The organism is Actinomyces gerencseriae DSM 6844 (assembly GCF_000429265.1).
GTDB classification, from domain to species: Bacteria; Actinomycetota; Actinomycetes; order Actinomycetales; family Actinomycetaceae; genus Actinomyces; species Actinomyces gerencseriae.
In genome coordinates this window covers 1-20,157 of record NZ_AUBN01000023.1, presented here as the reverse complement: position 1 = coordinate 20,157, position 20,157 = coordinate 1, and the positions used below count along the sequence as shown (strand labels likewise).

Annotated in this window: 12 protein-coding genes; 10 read left to right on the top strand and 2 right to left on the bottom strand. The window is 69.0% G+C overall.

Annotated elements, in window-relative coordinates; genetic code table 11:
- Window positions 1–3 precede the first annotated feature (3 nt).
- Genes G448_RS0109470 through G448_RS18160 form a run of 4 tightly spaced genes read left to right on the top strand, consistent with a single transcriptional unit; the run spans window position 4 to window position 3,418 of the window.
- The gene (locus G448_RS0109470) at window positions 4–672 is read left to right on the top strand and encodes an ATP-binding cassette domain-containing protein (RefSeq protein WP_281170949.1); all 669 of its coding nucleotides are present in this window, start codon (window positions 4–6) and stop codon (window positions 670–672) included.
- A gap of 60 nt (window positions 673–732) precedes the next feature.
- Window positions 733–1,605, top strand: coding sequence for an ABC transporter permease (locus G448_RS0109465; protein WP_026407778.1), 873 nt, complete (start codon window positions 733–735; stop codon window positions 1,603–1,605).
- Window positions 1,602–2,717 carry a sensor histidine kinase gene (locus tag G448_RS18165; protein ID WP_026407777.1) on the top strand — a complete coding sequence of 372 codons (1,116 nt, stop codon included), beginning with the start codon at window positions 1,602–1,604 and terminating at the stop codon, window positions 2,715–2,717. Before G448_RS0109465 ends, G448_RS18165 begins: the two co-directional genes overlap by 4 nt.
- Entirely contained in the window at window positions 2,714–3,418 is a 705-nt protein-coding gene (locus G448_RS18160) for a response regulator (protein ID WP_156910998.1), read from the top strand. Before G448_RS18165 ends, G448_RS18160 begins: the two co-directional genes overlap by 4 nt.
- A gap of 57 nt (window positions 3,419–3,475) precedes the next feature.
- Here the strand turns inward: G448_RS18160 and G448_RS0109450 are convergent, their stop codons facing one another.
- Both G448_RS0109450 and G448_RS0109445 read right to left on the bottom strand, forming a co-directional pair.
- Complete coding sequence (locus G448_RS0109450; RefSeq protein ID WP_051268878.1) at window positions 3,476–5,713, bottom strand: ABC transporter permease; 2,238 nt, start codon at window positions 5,711–5,713, stop codon at window positions 3,476–3,478.
- A 19-nt stretch (window positions 5,714–5,732) separates the two neighbouring features.
- On the bottom strand, window positions 5,733–6,431 hold the full coding sequence (locus G448_RS0109445; protein WP_026407774.1) for an ABC transporter ATP-binding protein: 699 nt from the start codon (window positions 6,429–6,431) through the stop codon (window positions 5,733–5,735).
- Between the two features lie 3,175 nt (window positions 6,432–9,606).
- Between G448_RS0109445 and G448_RS0109440 the strand changes: the two genes are divergently transcribed.
- The 6 genes from G448_RS0109440 to G448_RS0109415 all read left to right on the top strand — a co-directional run bounded on the left by G448_RS0109440 (window position 9,607) and on the right by G448_RS0109415 (window position 19,824).
- Window positions 9,607–12,168 (top strand): ATP-dependent Clp protease ATP-binding subunit, encoded by a 2,562-nt coding sequence (locus G448_RS0109440; RefSeq protein ID WP_026407773.1) that lies wholly within the window; start codon window positions 9,607–9,609, stop codon window positions 12,166–12,168.
- 360 nt (window positions 12,169–12,528) lie between these two features.
- Window positions 12,529–14,121 carry a beta-carotene 15,15'-monooxygenase gene (locus G448_RS0109435; protein ID WP_245572273.1) on the top strand — a complete coding sequence of 531 codons (1,593 nt, stop codon included), beginning with the start codon at window positions 12,529–12,531 and terminating at the stop codon, window positions 14,119–14,121.
- Window positions 14,115–16,427 carry a GT4 family glycosyltransferase PelF gene (gene pelF, locus G448_RS16045; RefSeq protein ID WP_245572272.1) on the top strand — a complete coding sequence of 771 codons (2,313 nt, stop codon included), beginning with the start codon at window positions 14,115–14,117 and terminating at the stop codon, window positions 16,425–16,427. The genes G448_RS0109435 and pelF overlap by 7 nt, the downstream gene beginning before the upstream one ends.
- Complete coding sequence (locus G448_RS0109425; protein ID WP_034494991.1) at window positions 16,427–17,725, top strand: putative glycoside hydrolase; 1,299 nt, start codon at window positions 16,427–16,429, stop codon at window positions 17,723–17,725. The genes pelF and G448_RS0109425 overlap by 1 nt, the downstream gene beginning before the upstream one ends.
- A gap of 202 nt (window positions 17,726–17,927) precedes the next feature.
- On the top strand, window positions 17,928–19,340 hold the full coding sequence (locus G448_RS0109420) for an MFS transporter (protein ID WP_026407771.1): 1,413 nt from the start codon (window positions 17,928–17,930) through the stop codon (window positions 19,338–19,340).
- Between the two features lie 28 nt (window positions 19,341–19,368).
- Window positions 19,369–19,824 carry a universal stress protein gene (locus tag G448_RS0109415; RefSeq protein ID WP_003785347.1) on the top strand — a complete coding sequence of 152 codons (456 nt, stop codon included), beginning with the start codon at window positions 19,369–19,371 and terminating at the stop codon, window positions 19,822–19,824.
- Window positions 19,825–20,157 lie beyond the last annotated feature (333 nt).

The following is a 20,157-nucleotide window of genomic DNA, read 5'->3' as shown; positions in this document are numbered from 1 at the left end:
GTTCTGGGGGAGGATCCTCAGCGTTCTTCGCGTTCTTGGAGGGCTCGTATTGGTGTCGTGTCTCAGGCCTCGACCGATATGGGGGATTTGACGGTGACTGAGGCGGTGGGTCATGTGGCTCGGTTCTACGGTGATCCGGCTGATGTCGCCGGTACGGTTGAGCGGGTGGGGTTGGCCGATGATGCCGGTACTCGGGCCTCGCGTCTGTCGGGTGGTCGGCGTCGTCGGCTCGATGTGGCCCTGGCCATCGTCGGTCGTCCGGAGCTGCTGTTCCTCGATGAGCCCACCACCGGATTCGACCCGGAGGCCCGCCGCGTGTTCTGGGGTCTGGTGGAGGACCTGGGGGCGGACGGCACCACCGTCCTGCTGACCACCCACTACCTCGATGAGGCGGCCCATCTGGCCGACGAGGTCGCCGTCGTCCTGGGCGGGAGCATCGTCGAGTACGGCACGCCCGAGGATCTCGCCCGCGAGGCCAGCGGCAAGCGCACCGTCAGCTGGATCGAGGACGGCGAGGAGCGCACCGAGCGCACCACCGCGCCCACCGCCGTCGTGCGGCGCCTGGCCGACCGCTTGGCGGGCCCCGATGGGGAGGTCCCCGGCCTGCAGGTCCACACCCCGACCCTGGAGGACCACTACCTCGAGCTCGTCTCCCGCCACCACGCCGCCTGAGCGCCGCTCCGCCCCGCACCCGCCCTTCCCCGCACCCACTGTCGACACCACGAGGAACCCATGACCACCACCGCCCTCGACCCGCACGCCCCGAACGCCCAGGCCGCCGGAGGATCCGGAGGACGCCGGGCCGTTCAACGACCCGGAAGCTCCGCGGCCGCCGTCCTCACCATGACCTGGACGAGCCTGCTCACCTTCGCGCGCGAGCCCGTCGCCTTCGTCATGGGGATCCTCTACCCCCTGGCCATGCTGGTGCTCTTCCACACCGTCTTCCCCTGGGAGATCGACGGGGGCATCACCTACAGCGAGTACATGCTGCCGGTGATGATCACGATGGGAGTGCTCATGACCTGCTTGCAGGTCCTCGCCATCACCGTGGCCAGCGAGCGGGAGACCGGCGAGCTCAAGCGCCTGGCGGTCCTGCCCGTGCCGCCGTGGGCGTACGTGGTCGCCAAGTGCATGTACAACACGGTCCTGGCCCTGCTCAACGTCGTCCTCCTCATGGTCGTGGGCCGCTTCGCCCTGGGCATCGACCTGCCCTCCTCCTCTCGCTCCTGGGGACTCATGATTCTCAGCCTGGTGCTCACGATCGGCTCCTGCACCGCTCTGGGCATGGCCGTCGGCCGCATCTGCCCCTCCTCGCGCGCCGCCTCCGGAATCATGACGCCGCTCGTCATCATCTTCCAGTTCGTCTCCGGCCTCTTCCTCCCCCTGGCCCAGCTGCCGACCTGGATGGTCGACATCTTCTCGGTCTTCCCGGTGCGCTGGTCGGCCGAGCTCATGCGCGAGGCCTTCCTCCCCGCGTCCTTCGCCTCCGCCGAGCCCACCGGCGCCTGGGAGACCGGCAAGGCCCTGGCCGTCATCGCGGCCTGGCTCGTGGGCGGCGTCGTGGCCGCCATCGTCATCGCCCGGCGGGATACAGTGGACCGATGATGCGAGAGGTGACGACGCCCGGCCGCCGTTGCCGGGGCCGTCTCGTCGCCTTCGCCTCCCGGGGCAATGAGTGCCCCGGGAGCGTCCATGATCCACTGCACCGGTTGGGGCTGCCCGGGCGGGCGTGGCGCCTGCTCACCTGGACCCTCGTGGCCGTCGATCTGACGGCGCTGACCCGCACCCGTTGGGCCTACGCCGGGTTCTTCCTCATCTTCCCGATGCTGTGGCTCGTTCACACCAGGCTGTGGGCCGCGGTGCTCGCGAACCTCGTCTTCGGTGCGGGCTTCGCCGGCGTCCTGTTCATGCAGGGGCTGGAGGAATGGTGGGTGGGGCCCCTGGTGACGATCCTGTGCTCGCTGATCGGCGGGATCTGGATGACCCGGATTCAGATGGCCCGCGCCGACCTCATGGCGGCGCTGGACGCCAAGGATCGGGCGATGGAGGCCCTGGTCCGGACCCGGGGGGAGCTCGCCGCCGCCGAGCACGCGGCGGGCGCCGCCGCGGAGAGGGAGCGTTGGGCTCGGGAGGTCCACGACACCCTGGCCCAGGGCTTCGTGTCCGTGGTCGCCCTCTCCCAGGCCGCGCGAGCCGAGCTGGAGGCGGCGGGGGAGGGGCCTCACCCGGTGCTGCACGGGCGACTGGCTCAGATCGAGGAGACCGCGCGAGACAACCTCATCGAGGCCCGGGCACTCGTCACGGGGCGGGCGCCCAGCGCTCTGCACTCCGGCGGCCTGGAAGCGGTGCTGCAACGGCTCGTGGGCGCCCAGGGCCACCACGGGCTGGAGGTCTCGCTCAGTGCCGGACCGCCCGCGGACCTGACCCCCGGGCTCCAGGTCGTCGTGCTGCGCCTGGTCCAGGAGGCGCTGAGCAACGTCGTCCGCCACGCCCGTGCCGAGCACGCGGAGGTGCTCGTGGCGCCGGACGACGGGGAGCTCGTCGTCACCGTCAAGGACGACGGCGTGGGCGTCGGCGGTGCTCCGGAGGGGACCGGGATGACCGGCATGCGCGCGCGGGTGGAGTCCCTCGGCGGGACGCTCTCCGTCGTCCCTCTGCGCGCGTCGGATGCGCACGGTCGCGTCGGAACCGTGATCGAGGCCAGAATGCCCCTGTGAACGACACCCTCGCTCTGTCCTCGCCCTCTTCGACCGCTCTCGGCGCCAGGCCGGTGCGGCTTCTCATCGTCGACGACCACCCGGTGGTGCGCTCGGGGCTCGTCGGCATGCTCGACTCCGCCGTCGACATCGATGTGGTGGGGCAGGCGGTCGATGGTGCGGCGGCGGTGGAGCTGGCCGGGGAGCTGGCTCCCGATGTGGTTCTGATGGATCTGCGGATGCCCGGTATGGATGGGGTCGAGGCGACGCGGCGGATTCTGGCCGTCTCCGATCCGCCTCGTGTGGTGGTGCTGACCACCTATGACACCGACGGCGACATCCTGCCCGCCGTGGAGGCCGGTGCGATCGGATACCTGCTCAAGGACTCACCGCGCGAGGACATCCTCGCCGCCGTGCGCGCCGCCGCCGTCGGACGCGGGGTGCTCAGTCCCGCTGTGACCTCGCGCCTGGTGGAGGCGGCCCGAGGCGCGGGCGGCGGGGCCGGCGGGGTCCCGACGCCGGTGGTGCTGTCGCCGCGCGAGCGCGAGATCCTGAGGGCCGTCTCCCGGGGGATGTCCAACAGCCAGATCGGGACGGAGCTGTTCATCGCCGAGGCGACCGTCAAGACCTATCTGCTGCGCGCCTTCCACAAGCTCGGGGTCGCCACCCGGACGGCGGCGGTCGCCGAGGCGCTGCGACTCGGGCTGCTGGACCTGGGCTGAGCGCCGGGCGTCGGCGGGGGCGCCCGGCGCTCCAGAGGTGGTCGAACCGGCGGTGGCCTACTCCCGGTCCTTGAGAGCCTCCGTGACGTCGACCCTGCTCAGGCGTCGTCCCGCGGCCAGGCGGACCAGCGCATAGGCGGCCAGGACTATGAGGACGATGGCGATGACGGAGCTGCGAGGCAGAACGAATTCGAATGCTGCCGGCAGGCTGCTGATCAGGTACTGCCACAACGGTTTCATCGCCGCGAAGGAGATGGGTACTCCCACGACGAGCGCCGCCAGTACGATAAGGAGGAAGTTGCCGAGAAAGAAACGGCCCACTTCGCGTTCCGAGTACCCCAGGGATTTCATGAGGGAAATACTGTACTGCTCCTTGTCGACCACCATCCTCATGAGGAGGAACATGATGATCGCGAACAAGACGACAGATGCCGTCAGAATGAGATGAACGGTTGTGCCCATCAGGCTGATGAGGGTGTCGGCCCCCCGGATCATCTCCGACCTGTCGACGACGGTGCGCGCCTGTGCCGCCAGGGCATCATCCGCCTCGTCCGTGATCGCGGCGTTCACCGCGCCGGGTTGGTCTCCGAACAACTCGTTGGCCCGGTCGCGTTGCGCGAAGACGGCGAGCCCGGGGTACCGAAGCACTCCGTCCACGATCACCTGGTGGTCTGATCCGTCGGTCGTTCTCAGGGAGAGCCGGTCCCCTTTCGACAGGCCCCGACGAAGAGCAAGGGAGGAGGACACGTGGACGTGATCCGGAGAGGAATCCGGCAGATCCCACCCGAAATGGTCACTATCGGCGTCGAGTCCGACGAAAGTCACGTCCGAGCCGCTGGAATCCGTCAGGGATACCGTTCTCACCGAGGCGGTCTCGGCGCCGTCGGGGACCTCTGACGGGGCCCGATCGAAGATGTACATGTACGAGAAGGGGACTTGCTGGCGAACGGCGTCGGAGTAGGCGAGAATGCTTCCCCGCATGCCGAAGCTGAAGACGAGGAGGAGAAGACTGAGAACGATGCATGTGAAGGTCAGCACGTTGGTTCGCAGTTCGCGAATGAACCCGCGCAAGCGGAATCTCGTCCGGAACGGGAGCGAAACCAATCCGATCCGAGAGGCATGCGGTTCCCCAAGATCACGCCGCAGCAACTGAAGCGGCTCCCTCGACAGCCTGCGCCTCAGGACGGAGTAGCTCACGATCGCCACCGAGGCCACCGGTACGAGCAAGCCGTAGGCGACGATCAGGGGCGACACCTGGCTGTGGACATCCGGGAACGAGTAGTACGCGGAGTTGTTCTGCATATAGGGGGCGCAAGCGATCCCCGCAGCGGTGCCGCCGATCGCGGAGACGACCGCGAGCAGCATGGGCGCCATCATGTACTGCTGGATCAGCTCGCCTCGCGTGAGTCCAAGAGCGTAGAGGGTTCCGATGACCGGGGACTCCCTCCGGATGCTCTCGGCGATTAGAACGGCGAGAACGTAGGCGATGAGGATGAGGGCGATCCCACCGGCGACGAAAGCAATCTGCCGAGTCACCCTGGTGTCATCGACGACCGTGTTGATCCTCGGGTTGTCCTCTTGCTTGAGGAGTGATGCGACAGTGGTGGGGTCACCGCTCCCGTCCGCTGCCGAGGTCATGATTCTCCTGACGAGGCCCTCTGCCGTCAGGTCCGAGTCGGCGAGCACGTAGGAATAGCCGATCACCCACTGGGGCTCAGCCCGCCGCAGTCGCTCCAGGCCTCCGGAGGAAAGGAACGCGGTGCCGAACTCCTTGTGGTCGGGCGAGGTGTCGGAGGCGCGAGAGGTGACCGTCGAGTAGTCGGGAGTACTGCCCAGTCCGCTGACGCGGAAAGTCAGTCCGGACAGGTCGACGGTGTCGCCGACCGAGATTCCATTCTCCTTCGCGTAGAGCTTTTCCAGGACGATGTCATCCGAGTTCTGCGGGGGAGTTCCGGAATCCAGGCTGACGAGATTGATGCTGGAGCGGTTCCGATATACTCGTAGCGTGCTGTCGTCGGGCAGGCTCAGATCCGCGTAATCGGCCTGCTCGATCTGAAGACCCTCTCCGGTCAGAGTCGAGACGAGCTCCTCGTCGAGCGGTTCGGGGACGGTGAGGTAGCCGTCTTCGACATGACCCCGTTCCTGGCTGTCGAGCACCGCTGCGAGGGCGGATTCGTTTCCTGCTGAGATGCCGGTCGACACCGTGACGCCCAGGAGGATGAGAAGGAGCAGGGCGATGTACCGTCCGGGTTGCCGCTTGAGATCGCGCAGGCCCCGTTCGCGTAGAATCTTCACGGTTGGACTCCTTCCTCGCTCACCACGTCAGGGTGGAGGCGGCCTCCGGGGCGTCCTGCACCGATACGCCTCGGATTCGACCATCGCGAATGGTGATGGTACGGTGGGCCATGGCCGTGATGGCCTTGTTGTGGGACACGATGACAACTGTGACTCCGTGCTCCCGGTTGACCCGCTCGAGCAGTTCGAGCATCTCCTTGGAGGTCGTGTAGTCCAGCGCCCCCGTGGGCTCGTCGCACAGGAGGACGCGCGGGCGCTTGACGAGTGCGCGTGCGACGGCGCATCGTTGCTGCTGCCCCCCGGACAATTGCGAGGGGAACTTGTCCTGATGAGCCGTCAGGCCCAGGGAATCGATGAGGCTCCGCAGGGGGAGCGGGTTGCTCGTCAGGTACTCGCAGACCTCGATATTCTCCCTGACCGTCAGGTTCGGCACCAGGTTGTAGAACTGGAACACGAATCCGATCTGCTTTCGTCGAAACCGGGTGAGGTCCTTGGGGTGTAAGGATGCGATGTCCTGCCCGTTTACCTTGATAGTGCCGGAATCGGGTCGGTCGAGGCCTCCCAGGCAGTTGAGCAGTGTCGATTTCCCTGATCCGCTCGCGCCGATGATGACGCAGATCTCGGAATCCTCAATCGTGCATGATACGTCCTTGAGGACGTGCGCCGTCCCCTCTCCCTCTCCGTAGGACTTATTCACCGAGTCGATGACGATGGGCATATTCTTCTCTTTTCGCGGATTCGAAAGGATGCTGCTTGAGAAAGTCGATAAGGTGGATATTCGCTCCGGGGCAAAGTAAAAAGTAATGAGATTCTTCGGGCGGCCGATGATGCACGGATGCGCCCTTGCGGGAGAGGCCGGCGTCGCCAGTGCGCGAATAGTCGACGCCGTGTCTTCGGGCGCGCGGATGGGTTCGTGATCGCCCAGCCGCAGCGCGGCATGTCCCCGCATGTCTTCGGGCGCGCGCGGATGGTTCTTCGATCGTGCCCTCGCGCTTCCAGTGGCCGGGTGGTGCGCCGGGGCGGTTCGGCCATATCTCTGTCTCTCCAACGGTTCCGGTGGGCGCTGGCTCCAAGTGATCGGGGTTGGCCGTGATCGCGGAAGTGTCCGGCCGGCATGATCCGGCGCCGACTGGCTCGACTCCGTGATCTTTCTCCGACGGGGCCGCCCTTCTTCGCTCCTGAGTCATCGCTTCCGAGAACTAACAGGAGGGGTGGCCGTCACCGCCTACGAGAGGGGCGCTCCGTCTCCCTGCCTCTTTGGAACTTTCGAGGCGAAGCGCCCGGTGAGGTTCCACAATTCGCAAGTGCATGGGTGCGTTTCTTCTCATACTTCTCTCATGGTCGAGGAGTCGTATCGCGATAATGTTCGGGGTGCAGCGGGGGCTTCAGCGATGATATCGATAACCGTCGGCATGCAGATCTCCGATATCGGTTTCCGCAGCGGGATCGGGACGTGATGTTTGGTGGGTGAACGTGCTGACCCGAGAAGGGTGGGCGGGGTGAATGCCCGAGGTGGGCGAGGGGAGTGGGTGGTGGTCGGATGGGAATGCCAGCGGGGACGATCATCAAAGCGGTCGTCCTCAACTGTGAAAGAGGTTAGTTGTCTCGTAACTACGATGTCAAGAGGTGAGAGGGGAGGGCTCGGGGCTCATCGCGGAGCTTCCCATCGAGGGTGGACGGCATTGCGACTTCCCGTCATCTTCGTGCATGAGGACGTGTCGTCGCATTGTGCTGCACGGGATCCTGGCGACGGGCGCGAAGACGGCGGACGCTGACGTCCTCGAATCGCGCCGGGCGCTTTCGTCGGGGTGCTCGCGACACATGATCATCCGCATGCCCTGCGACCGGCCCGACGGATCCAGCAGATCAGTGGTCTGGGAGACGTCCCTCCGTGGTGGGGCTTGTCGGGCCCACGGCGGGGATTCCGCCCAGGTCTGGGAGACGTCCTCCGTGGCGGGGCTCGCCGTCCCCATCGCGGGCCAGGGGCGCCCACGGCTGCGACTGCCACGCGACCAACCGGGCTCCCCGCCCCCATCGCGGGCCAGGGGCGCCCGCGGCTGCGACTGCCACGCGACCAACGGGGCTCGCCGTCCCCATCGCGGGCCAGGGAACACGTTTTCCCGGAGGGCGCTGGCCCGCGCCGTATTGTCTGCTGGTGGGGCTGTCCCGGTGTCCGGGTGTTGCGAGGACCGGGGTTCGGCCGGAAGGCGCGGGAGGAGTGGGTGATGTTCCGGGCTCTTCTGCGCCGCTGGTGCCGGTGGGCGGCTTCTTTGCAGTGGATTCGGGTGCGTTGCCGTACGGATGAGTCCCGGAGGTCCTGGGTGCTCGTCGCGTGCTGCTTGCGGGTGCGTGCACCGGCGCCGGTGCTGGCATGGGTCCCGTTGCGTTCCATGGGCCCCGTCGGCCCCGGCCGCTGGTCTGCGCGTCACCGCTCCAGTCCAGAGCGATCGGCGATGACCCGCGGCCCCGGGCCGCTGTTCTGCGCACCGCGCGCTGCTGGTCCGCGCGCTGCTGGTCCGCGCGCTGTTGGCCTGTGCAGCCCGGCGCTGAGGCTGCCCTCGATGCGGCCGTGCACTGGTCTGTGCCGGTGGAGCCCGTCGCTGCGCATCCCTGTGCCGTGCGCGCTCACCGACGGCGCGCCGCCGGCCTGCGCGCCGCCGGTCGGTGGAGCCCGGGGTGCCGGGGAGCGTGCCCCGTTTCGTCGCCGTGCGCCACCGGCTTCTCGCGGTCGTATGCAAAGCCGCGCGGTCGTACGCAATCCAGCGCGGTCGTACTCCTGGCGCTCCCGGTCGTACGCAACTCCGCGCGGTCGTACCTTAGAGCCCCTCTAAGGTACGACCGCGCGCCTTCGGGTACGACCGCGCGCTCCCGGGTACGACCGCGCGTCCCCACGTACGACCAGGCGCTCCCGGGTACGACCGCGCGCCCCGAGACGCCGAACCGCCGGCACCCGCCCACCCCGACCGCACCCACACACGAAGGGGCGGATGACGCCGCCCTGTTGGGACTCGGGTTTTGATGGAGATTCGATGGGGACGGTGATGCGAGGGGAGCGATCATTGCCATGGGACTCGAGGAAGTACTCACTGGAGTGGTGTGATCGGGCCACGAGTGCGACGTTGGGCGGTGCTGGCGGACCCGGCGCGCTCCGGGGGTGCGATCCCGAGGAGCGCGCCGATCTGTCCGTCGCGGCGGAGCATGAGCGCCCCCGCCGCTGATCTGCGACTGCATCGGGGCCGGGAAGGGGCGCACGGGGTCTGGCGGATCCGTGGGACGCCGACCGGCGTCGGCGCCCGGATCGCCCACGGCGCGCGACTCGCGCCCGCCGTGGCCGACCGCGGGATTCGGGACGGGGTCAGCCGTGTTGCAACCACGAGTTGACTCCGCCCAGTGCCGCTCCGCCCGCTACGGGATCTCCCCGGCCGGGCCGAGGCGGTCCCGCGGTGAACTCCGAGGACGTCTCCCGGGCGGGCTCCCTGGCCGAGGCGCTGAGATCCTTGGGTGGGGCCGAGCCGGTCCTCGGGCAAGGGCCTCCGGGAGGACTCCCGTCGTTGTCGGGCTCGCCGCTGTCGGACCGATCTCGGTGCGGAACCGGACCGATCTCGGCACGGAACCGGACCGATCTCGGTGCGGAACCGGACCGATCTCGGTGCGGAACTGAACCGATCTCGGCGAAAGGAAGGGGAAGGGGTGAAGGGGGCGGAGACGACGGGGCGGCCGGGGGATACCTGAGCCCGGCAGACTCAACCCTGACTCACGCCTACCGCGAACAGGGGCATGGGCGCGGTGCCCGTGCCGTTAGCCTTGTCAGCACGTGCCAGCGCCCCGTACGCATATCGCCCTTCCCGGGTGGGCGCACCGATCGACCGCACGTGCCGAGGAGACAACCAGCGATGTTCGAACGCTTCACTGACCGCGCCCGCCGCGTCGTCGTTCTGGCTCAGGACGAGGCGCGGGCGCTCAACCACAACTACATCGGCACCGAGCACCTCCTCCTCGGCCTCATCCACGAGGGAGAGGGAGTCGCCGCCAAGGCCCTGGAGTCGATGGACGTCTCCCTGGACGCCGTGCGCGCCCAGGTCGTGGAGATCATCGGCGAGGGCCAGTCCGCCCCGAGCGGTCACATCCCCTTCACCCCCAGGGCCAAGAAGGTCCTCGAGCTCTCCCTGCGCGAGGCCCTCCAGCTCGGCCACAACTACATCGGCACCGAGCACATCCTGCTCGGCCTGCTGCGCGAGGGCGAGGGCGTCGCCGCCCAGGTCCTGACCAAGCTGGGCGCGGACCTGTCCACCGTGCGCCAGACCGTCATGCAGATGCTGTCCGGCTACGAGGGCAAGGAGACCGTCACCGCCGGCGGCTCGTCGAAGGAGGGCGTCCCCTCCGGCTCGGCGATCCTCGACCAGTTCGGGCGCAACCTCACCGCCGCGGCGCGCGAGGGCAAGCTCGACCCGGTCATCGGGCGCCACAAGGAGATGGAGCGCGTCATGCAGATCCTCTCCCGGCGCACCAAGAACAACCCCGTCCTCATCGGGGAGCCCGGCGTGGGCAAGACCGCCGTCGTCGAGGGCCTGAGCCAGGCCATCGTCCACGGCGACGTCCCCGAGACCCTGCGCGACAGGCAGCTCTACTCCCTGGACATGGGCAGTCTCGTGGCCGGCTCGCGCTATCGCGGCGACTTCGAGGAGCGCCTCAAGAAGGTCCTCAAGGAGGTGCGCACCCGCGGCGACATCATCCTGTTCATCGACGAGATCCACACCCTCGTCGGGGCGGGCGCCGCCGAGGGGGCGGTGGACGCCGCCTCCATCCTCAAGCCCATGCTGGCGCGCGGCGAGCTCCAGACCATCGGCGCCACCACCCTGGAGGAGTACCGCAAGATCGAGAAGGACGCCGCCCTGGAGCGTCGCTTCCAGCCGGTGACCGTCGACCAGCCCAGCATCGAGGAGACCGTCGGCATCCTCACCGGTCTGCGCGACCGCTACGAGGCCTTCCACCGCGTCGTCATCACCGACGAGGCCATCCAGGCGGCCGCCAAGCTCGCCGACCGCTACATCAACGACCGGTTCCTGCCCGACAAGGCCATCGATCTCATCGACGAGGCGGGCGCGCGACTGCGCATCCGTCGCATGACGGCTCCGCCGGAGCTGCGCGAGATCGACGATCGCATCGCGGAGGTCAAGCGCGAGAAGGAGTCGGCGATCGACGACCAGGACTTCGAGCGCGCCGCCGCTCTGCGCGACGACGAGCGCCGTCTGACCGAGCAGCGCGAGGACAAGGAGAAGGCCTGGAGGTCGGGCGACCTGGACCAGGTCGCCGAGGTCGATGAGAGCCTCGTCGCCGAGGTCCTGGCCATGTCCACCGGCATCCCGGTGGTCAAGCTGACCGAGGCCGAGTCCGCCAAGCTCCTCAACATGGAGTCCGAGCTCCACAAGCGCATCATCGGCCAGAACAAGGCCATCGAGGCCCTGTCGAAGTCCATCCGGCGCACCCGCGCCGGCCTGAAGGACCCCAAGCGCCCCGGCGGCTCCTTCATCTTCGCCGGTCCCACCGGCGTCGGCAAGACCGAGCTGGCCAAGGCCCTCGCGGAGTTCCTCTTCGACGACGAGGACGCCCTCATCCAACTCGACATGTCCGAGTTCGCCGAGAAGCACACGGTCTCGCGGCTGTTCGGCGCGCCCCCCGGCTACGTCGGCTACGACGAGGGCGGCCAGCTCACCGAGAAGGTGCGCCGCCGGCCCTTCTCCGTCGTGCTCTTCGACGAGGTCGAGAAGGCCCACCCGGACATCTTCAACTCGCTGCTGCAGATCCTGGAGGACGGGCACCTCTCCGACGCCCAGGGCCGTGAGGTCGACTTCAAGAACACGGTCATCATCATGACGACCAACCTCGGCAGCAAGGACATCGGCAAGTCCGTGGCCACGGGCTTCCAGTCCTCCGAGGGCGGCACCATGGACTACGAGGAGATGAAGGCCCACGTCAACCGGGAGCTCAAGCAGCAGTTCCGTCCCGAGTTCCTCAACCGCGTCGACGACCTCATCGTCTTCCCGCAGCTGACCCGCTCCGAGGTCCGCGAGATCGTCGACCTCATGATCACCCGCCTGGCGGGGCGCCTGGTCGAGCAGGAGATGACGATCGAGCTCACCGACGCCGCCAAGGAGCTCCTGGCCGAGCGCGGCTTCGACCCGGTGCTCGGCGCCCGCCCGCTGCGTCGCGCCATCCAGCGCGACATCGAGGACGCCCTGAGCGAGAAGATCCTCTTCGGGGAGATCGAGCGCGGCCAGAAGGTCATCGTCGACGCCGAGGGGGAGGGCATCCTGGGCGAGTTCACCTTCCGCGGTGAGCCCTGGGACTCCAGGATCGGCTCGGACCCGCTGAGCGCCGAGGTCGCCGCCGAGGAGGACGCCGAGGCCGTCGTCGACGCCGTGGGCGCGGAGGCCCGAGGCGGTGGGGGGCAGTGATGTCCGGCTCCCTCTCGAGTGCCATCTCAATCGCCGTGGTCTGAGCGCGCAGCGCCTCGGACGCAGCGGGGCCCCGACCGGGGGCGCCGCGTCCCGCTCGGGGCGCGGCGCCCCCGGATCCGTCTCCTCCGCCGCTATCCGCCGCGCACCATTCGCTCGCCGCGGCCTGCGACCGCCCGACGAGCCTCCTGTGCGAAAGTTCTCCATCTCCTCGGACCCGGCCGGGAGAGCGCATCGTTACTGTAGTGTGATCTTACCGCCGGGCAGGTGGCGGGGTCGCGTTCCCGATGAGTCCCCGATGCCGACCGGTTCCCGGCCCGTTGATGATGGATCCGAATGATGCCACGACCCTTGAATGAGGTGATCGCGGGCGCCCCCGCGGGCTCCCCCGCCGGTGCGGCGGTCAGTTCCCGGCACGCCGGCGCGCGCGCTCGCTGGATCTCCGTCTTCCTGGCGGCCGCCGCCGTGGAGGCGGTGGTCGTCCTGGCGGCGCTGGGCGCCACGATCGCGGCCGCCGCCGTCGCCCTGATCGCCCTCGCCGCCACGGCGCTGATGCTGCTCACCGCGCCCCCCGCCAGCGCGGCGGTCGGCAGTGTCGAGAGGCCCGCGTCGTCGCCCACCGGGATGGACACCGAGGAGGTTCCGCCCGTTCACCTGCGCATGCGCACCACGACGGCGGTCGGCGGTCCGCGGGACCGCTCCGCTCGTGCGCGGGTCGCGTCGTTGTGGAGCATGCTGCAGGCCATGTCTCCGGCCATCCTCCTGGGAGCCTGCTATCCGATCGTCGGCCCCCAGCTCGGCAGCCACGACGTCGGCGGCATCCCCCTGTCCTCCCTCGTCGTCGGCGTCTCCGTGGCCGTGCCGTGGCTCAGCCAGGTCGCCGGCACTCCCGTCTACCGGCTCATCGGCGATGCCCCGTACAGGGGCGACGGCGCCGCCCGTCGCTTCGTGCGCGTGTGGCCCGCCCTGTTCGCGCTGGTCCTGCCGCCGGTCCTGGTGGTGACGGCGCTGGTCGCCCTCACCACCGGCTGGTCGGCGACCGCGATGGGCGCCTACATCGCGCTGGCGCTGATGAACATGCTCTTCGTCCAGTCCCTCGTGGTCGCCGACATGGGGGGCAGCCGCGGACGCTGGACTCTCGGTTGGGTCGCCTACGCGATCGCCCTGCTGATCGCGCCCACCATCTGGATCCTGCCGCCGTTGGCGGGCCTGGTCAGTCAGGTGCTCCTCATGGGCAGGGCGCTGGGCGGTCTCGCGCACCCCGTGGGGGTGCCTTTGCGCCCCTTCATCGCCGACACCGCCCGGGGCCTCGTCATGGGCGGCGTCCTGTGGTCCGACAAGCTCCTTCTGTTCCTGGTCAACGGAACGGACTTCGACGTCGCCACGGTCTACCTCTGCCTCCAGCCCGCGGTGGTCGCCTACTCCTACTACTTCGCGATCACCTCGCCCAGCATCAACCGGGCGGTCGCGCGCTTCCACGCCCAGCTCGCCGACGCGAGCATGGACAGGCTGCGCGATCAGGGGCGGTTCCTGCGGGGCACCGTGAGCGCCTCCCTGCGGCGCACCGCCGTCGTGGGCGTCGTGAGCGTGGGCCTCGCGGTCCTCGTGGCGGCTCTCCTCGGCGGCGGAGGAACGGTCGGGCGGGGCCTGAACGTCTCCGACGTCATCGAGGTGGCCCTGATCGCCGGCGCCAGCCTGATGCTGACCGCGCTCACGCTCCTGGCCTACGAGATCGAGCACGTCGGGGACCGCACTGCCGCCATCGTGCTGTCGGGGGCGCACATGGTGGCCGCACTGGCCCTGTTCATCGGTCTCGGCACGACCGCTGTGCGGGCGTACGGCGCCGTCGGTATCGTTGATCTCGTTCTGGTGGCAGTGGCGATCGCCGTGTACAGGTCCCGGTGGAGCTCACCGGAGTACGCGTTCTTCTGGGGGAAGGCATTGTCGTGGTAGGCATCGCGAGCAGCAACCAGGGACATGTCCTCCGCGGCGACGATCACCTGCCGGCCGTCGGGGAGGGAGGCGGGCTCGTCCTCCCCGACGGCGTCCCCCCGGACGGCCACTACGAGGACGTCGATGTGGCCATCGTCATGGAGTCCACCTACCCGTACCTCAAGGGAGGGGTGAGCGCGGTCGTCCACGACATCATCACCGGCAATCCCGACCTCAGCTTCGGCATCATCCACATCGCCTGGTCCTCCACCTCTCCGTTGACCGATCTGTACCACATGCCCGACAACGTGGCATGGGTGCGGGTGCTCTACCTGTCGATGGAGGAGCACGAGGAGTTCCTGCGCACCCGGCCGCAGGATCTCCGCATGGGGAGGCGGGGGCGCCGGGCCCTGGCCGAGCGACTCGTCGCCGCCCTGCGCTCGCTGGCGGAGGACGCGGACTGCGGACCGGTGTGGGATCTCATCGCCGACGGCATGGCCGCCTCGACCCGCCGCTACCCGTTGTGGGCCCTGCTCGGCACGCGGGAGTTCATGGAGGTCTACCGCGATTCCATGCCGAACCTGGGCATGAGCATGGCCGACTTGTTCTGGTCGTTGCGCGACTTCTTCTCCCTGGCCTACGCGGTGCTGTCCGAGACCATGCCGCGGGCCGCCGTCTATCACGCCCACACCACCGGCTACGCCGCGCTCCTGGCCGCCAACGCGGCTCGCGAGCACGGCACCTCCTACCTGCTCACCGAGCACAACCTGTACGTGCGCGATACCGTCAACACGCTTCTGGATCGCCGAATGGACCAGACCGTCACGCTGACGGACTACCGGTTCTTCGACGTCACGTCGCGTGAGCGCATGTGGATGGCCTGGTGGCTGGAGATGGGACGCATGTGCTACCCGGGCGCCTACGCCACCACCTACCTCTACCCGGCCGCCATCGAGGAGGCCCGAGCCCTGGGCGGAGACCCCTCCAAGGCCGTCGTCATCCCTAACGGGATCGTCACCGAGGAGTTCGACGCGGCCTTCGCGGCGCAGCGCGAGAAGACTCGGGGAATTCGCGCCGAGGGGGCGGACAGCCACCTGTGGCGGCTCGTCTACATCGCTCGCGTGGTCCCCATCAAGGGGCTCATGGACCTCATCGAGTCGATACGGATCCTGCGCGAACGGGGCCTGTCGATCCACCTGGACGTGTGCGGCCCGACCGAGCACGTGCCCGAGTACTACGAGCGATGCTGCGCGCGCATCGCCGAGCTGGGCCTGGAGGACGCCATCACCATTCGCGGCACGGTCAAGGTCCGCCAGTGCCTCACCGAGTTCGACCTCTTCCTCCTGCCGTCCTACAACGAGGGCCTGCCCGTGGTCTCCCTGGAGACCATGGGGGCTGGCATCCCCACGGTGAGCACCGATGTCGGGGCCGTGCGGACCGTGGTCGAGGACGAGATCGTGGGGCCCGACTCCAGGGTCTGGGGGCCGTGCGGTCTGGTCATCGTGCCAGGGGATCCCGAGATCATGGCGGACGGCGTCGAGCGGATCATCAGGGACATCGACCTGTACGAGCAGCTGAGTCTGGCCGCCCGGGGCAGGGTGGAGGCCGCGTACGACCTCCATCGCGTCAACGCCGCCTACAACGACCTCTACCGACGGGGCGGGGCCGGTCGCATGGGCGCCGGGCGAGGCGACGCCCCCGTCACGAGGGACGCCCCGCCCGCGGTCGCCGTCCGGCCCGCCCCGCCCCTGGCGGCTCCATCCGGCGCTGCCCGACCCGCTATCCCCGCGACCGCTGCTCAGCCCGTGGCGCCCCCGGCCCCGGCTCGTCCTGTCGAGCCCGCCCGGCCCGTGGGCGGTCCCGCCGTCCGGCCCGCGGGTGGTCCGGTGCCCCCGGTGGCTGCGTCTGCTCCGCCGGCCGCCGCCCGTGCCGCTGCTCGTCCTGTCGAGCCCGCCCGGCCCGTGGGTGGTCCCGCCGTCCGGCCCGCGGGTGCTCATGCCGCGGGGGCCGCGCCGTCCGCTGGCACTCCCGGCTCTACGACTCCCGCCCGGCCCGCGCCCCCGGCCCCGGCTCGTCCTGTCGAGCCCGCCCGGCCCACAGGTGGTCCCGCTGCTCGGCCCGCTGGCGCTCACGCTGCGCAGTCCGCGCCTCCGGCTGCGGCCGCCCGACCGGTCAGCCCCTCCGATGCCCGTGCGGCGGGGCCGGCGCGGCGCGGCGCGGTCGCTCAGGCCGCCGACGCCGTTCGTCCCGCAACCGGTGCCCATGCCGCTCGCGCCGTCCGAGGCGCAGCCGCGCCGTCCGAGGCGCAGCCGGTGAGGCGGTCATAATGCCGGGACGGGGGGCGGGGGCCTGGATCCGCTACGGCGAGCGGCTGACCAACAGCGAGATCGCCTTCGCCGCGGCGCACTACCGCATGGCGATCCTCCAGCCCTGGGAGACCGAGGCGGCGGCATTGCTCAAGGACCGCCGCGAGGACATGGTGGTCCTCGCCTACCGATGCCTGTCCTCGGCGCGCGACTTCGAGCCGGCCGATCGGCGAGCCTCGGGGCTGGGGCTCTCCGAGGCCCGCAGGAGCGGCTGGGTGGCGCGTCGCGCCTCCGAACGGCCGATCGAGTGGAGCACCTATCCAGGCCATTACCAGATGAGAGTGTGGGACGAGGAGTATCGGCGGCGATGGATCGAGCGCGTCCTCGACTCCGTCGCGGGCACCGCCTTCGACGGCATCATGGCGGACAACGACGTCTTCGATGACTACTACGGCCTCGACCTGCACTCCCTGGACCCCACCGACGCCGACGCGCCCCGCGATATCGCCGGGTTGCGCGCCGCTCTGGGGCAGTTCGTCGATGACGCCGGACGCGCACTGGCGGCCGAGGATCTGCTGCTCGTGCCCAATATCGCCGAGGCGCGTCGGGAGCCGGGGCGCTGGGGACGTCACTCCGCCTGGGGCGGGGGCTTCGACGAGTGCTGGCTCGGGTGGGGCGACGACGCCTTCTTCGATGAGGGGACCGCGCTCTCGCAGATGCCGCAGCTCGACGGGCCGGGGCTGAGCATCGTGCGCACGCCGTCGGGCGGATTCGGCCCGCGCTTCGACCGCTCGCCGTCCGCCCTGTACGGTCTGGCCGCGTTCTGGGTCTTCGGGGGCGGACCCGACTGCGCCGGCAGCGTAGCGGGCTCGATCGGCTCGGAAGGCCCGGTCGATTCCGTCGGTCCGGTCGACTCCTCCGACTCGACCGGCCTGATCGGTTCAACAGGCCCGGGCGACTCCGCCGGCTCGGATGATGCGCGCGCGGGTGTCGCCGGGCCTCCGTCGCTGCCGCGCGGCGCCGCTCGACGCGCCTACGCGGCCACGGGGGCCGACGACTACTCTCGGACTCCCTGGTTCCCGGCGCTGGATGCGGACCTCGGGGCGCCCCTCGGCGAGGCCACGAGGGATGACGGCGTGTGGCGCCGCGATTTCGAGGGCGGAGTGGCCGCCGTCGCTCTCGGCGAGGAGGAGGGCGGCACCGTGCGTCTCCCGGCGGGCCTCAGGTCGCCGGGGCCCACCGGGGACCCGGATGGTGAGGCGCTGGCGCTGGAGGTGCCCCTCACCGCGCACCGTGGGATGATTGCCCTGCGTGCCTGAGTCATGACCCGGTCCGGCTCGTGCGAGATCCGATAATGGGACTAAAGACCTGTCAAACGTTAGTCATACTGGGTGGATCATTGATCTGCTTGCTTCCCTGAGATCCCCGCCGTCCCGCACAGCGTTCTCTCGGGCAGGAAGCGCGGCGCCCGTCTCGGGCGGCGTCGACAAAGTCCCGCAGGGCCCAGGACAAGGATGACCTATGGCACAGACCTCCCAGAACAGCGCGGCGGATATCGCGCACAAGCCCATGATGAGCACTGCTCAGATCCTGCTGATGAACGTCGGCTTCTTCGGCATCCAGTACTCCTTCGGCATGCAGCAGAACGCCATGTCGCCCATCTACCAGTTCCTCGGGGCCTCCGCTGATGAGATCCCCATCCTCAATCTGGCCGGACCCGTCACCGGCCTGCTCATCCAGCCGCTCATCGGGGCGCTCTCGGACCGGACCTGGAGCGAGAAGTGGGGACGCCGTAAGCCCTTCTTCCTGATCGGGGCCGTCGGCTGCTCCGTGTTCCTGTTCCTCATGCCCTTCGTCACCGCCGTGTGGATGGCGGCGCTGTGCCTGTGGCTGCTGGACGCCTCCAACAACACGGCCATGGAGCCGTACCGCGCCTTCATCGCGGACCGGCTGCCCGACAAGCAGCTCGCCAAGGGCTTCCTCGCGCAGTCCCTGTTCGCCGGCGCCGGGTCGGCCCTGGCCGCCGGGACCCTCGCCGTTCTGGAGAAGATCCTCCAGGGCGCCACCGACGCCGGCATCCCCTACTGGGTCTTCGGCGCCTTCATGGTCGGCTCCGTCTGCTCCATCGGCTCGGTGCTCATCTCGGTGCTCTCCACCAAGGAGCTGCCGCCCACGCCGGAGGGCTTGGTCGAGCTCGAACGGAAGAAGAAGGAGGAGGGGGCCCTCGGCTTCGTCAAGGATGTCGGCGTCGCCATCGTCGAGATGCCCCGCGGCCTGAAGAAGCTCGCCCTGGTCTACCTCTTCCAGTGGTACGCCATGAACGTCTTCTGGCAGTATCTCGGCCTCATGTGCGCGGCCGCCTACTTCGGAGTCGACGTCCATCAGGAGGGGTACGCCGAGACGGCCGCCTTCAACGACGCTTCCGGTTTCGCCACCGGACTCATGGTCGTCTACTACATCTCCTGCACGGTCGTCGCGCTCTTCCTGGCGCGGCTCTCCAACAAGTTCGGCCCCAAGCACGTCCACACCGCGGCTCTCTTCCTCGCCGCCGTCTGCCTCTTCCTGCTCACCCACATCGGCAGCTCCGACAACACGACCATCCTCTACCTGCCGATGATCGGCATTGGTGTGGCGTGGGCCTCAATCATAGGCGTACCCTACGTTATGGCCACCGAGATGATCCGTAAGGAGCGCCGGGGCGTCTACATGGGCGTCATCAATATAATGATCGTCATCCCCCAGCTCATCCAAACCTTCACCTTCGGTCCCATTTACAAGCACCTGCTCGGCGATCACCCGGTCAACGCCCTGCTCTTCGTCGCAGTCTTCCTCATCATCGCCGGTCTGCTCATCGAGTGGATCGACACCGTCAAGGACGCGGACCCGCGGGTGCGCGCCGCCACCGTGTCCGCCACTGAGACTGCCATGGCCTGACCGGGTGCCCCACGAAAGGATGACATCCGTGACCTATACCACCATTGTCGCCGGAGTCGGCGATGTCGAGGCGAACACCCACGTCATCGACCGCGCCTGCGAGATGGCTCGCCTGTGCGACGCCGCTCTTCTCCTCGTCGCCGGCTTCGACCCCGTCTCGGCGCGGGACAAGGCCCGCATCAACGAGTCCGCCCCCGTCGCCGATGTGCGGGTCGTCGAGGCTCGGCTCACCGAGGACCAGGCCTACGCCGTCGTCGAGAAGGCGCGTGATACCGCCGTTGAGCGCGGCGTCGCCCTCGCCCAGGGCGTCGTCGTCGAGGGCACGGCGGTCGATGCCGTCACCCTCGTCACCTTGGAGACCGAGGCGGACCTCGTCATCGTCGGATCCAAAGGCGTCGATTCGCTGTTCGGCCGCATCTTCGGAGCCGTCTCCGTCCAGGTGCTCCGCAAGTCGAAGTGCGACGTCCTCGTCGTCGTTCCCTAGTCGCCGGATAGACGTCGGACGCACGCGTCGGATCCTGCGCGATCGGACCAGCGGCGGATGCCCGCCACGCGGAAGTGTGGCGGGCATCCGCCGCTATGTTTTGAGGTTCTTCGTGTGTGGGGGCGTGGTCGGGGTGAGCGGGTGCCGGTGGTTCGGCGTCTCGGGGTCCTGCGCGGTCGTACTCGGCGTCGCGTGGTCGTACCCGGCGGCGCGCGGTCGTACCTTAGAGGGGCTCTAAGGTACGACCGCGCGGTTTTACGTACGACCGCGTGCGCTGGGGGTACGACCGCGCGGTTTTACGTACGACCGCGTGCGCTGGGGGTACGACCGCGC

Excerpts from the sequence above, each read along its gene's own strand:
- G448_RS0109465 (WP_026407778.1), top strand. The coding sequence starts at position 733 with ATGACCACCACCGCCCTCGACCCGCACGCCCCGAACGCCCAGGCCGCC.
- G448_RS18165 (WP_026407777.1), top strand. The coding sequence starts at position 1,602 with ATGATGCGAGAGGTGACGACGCCCGGCCGCCGTTGCCGGGGCCGTCTC.
- G448_RS0109445 (WP_026407774.1), bottom strand. The coding sequence starts at position 6,431 with ATGCCCATCGTCATCGACTCGGTGAATAAGTCCTACGGAGAGGGAGAG.
- G448_RS0109440 (WP_026407773.1), top strand. The coding sequence starts at position 9,607 with ATGTTCGAACGCTTCACTGACCGCGCCCGCCGCGTCGTCGTTCTGGCT.
- G448_RS0109425 (WP_034494991.1), top strand. The coding sequence starts at position 16,427 with ATGCCGGGACGGGGGGCGGGGGCCTGGATCCGCTACGGCGAGCGGCTG.
- G448_RS0109420 (WP_026407771.1), top strand. The coding sequence starts at position 17,928 with ATGGCACAGACCTCCCAGAACAGCGCGGCGGATATCGCGCACAAGCCC.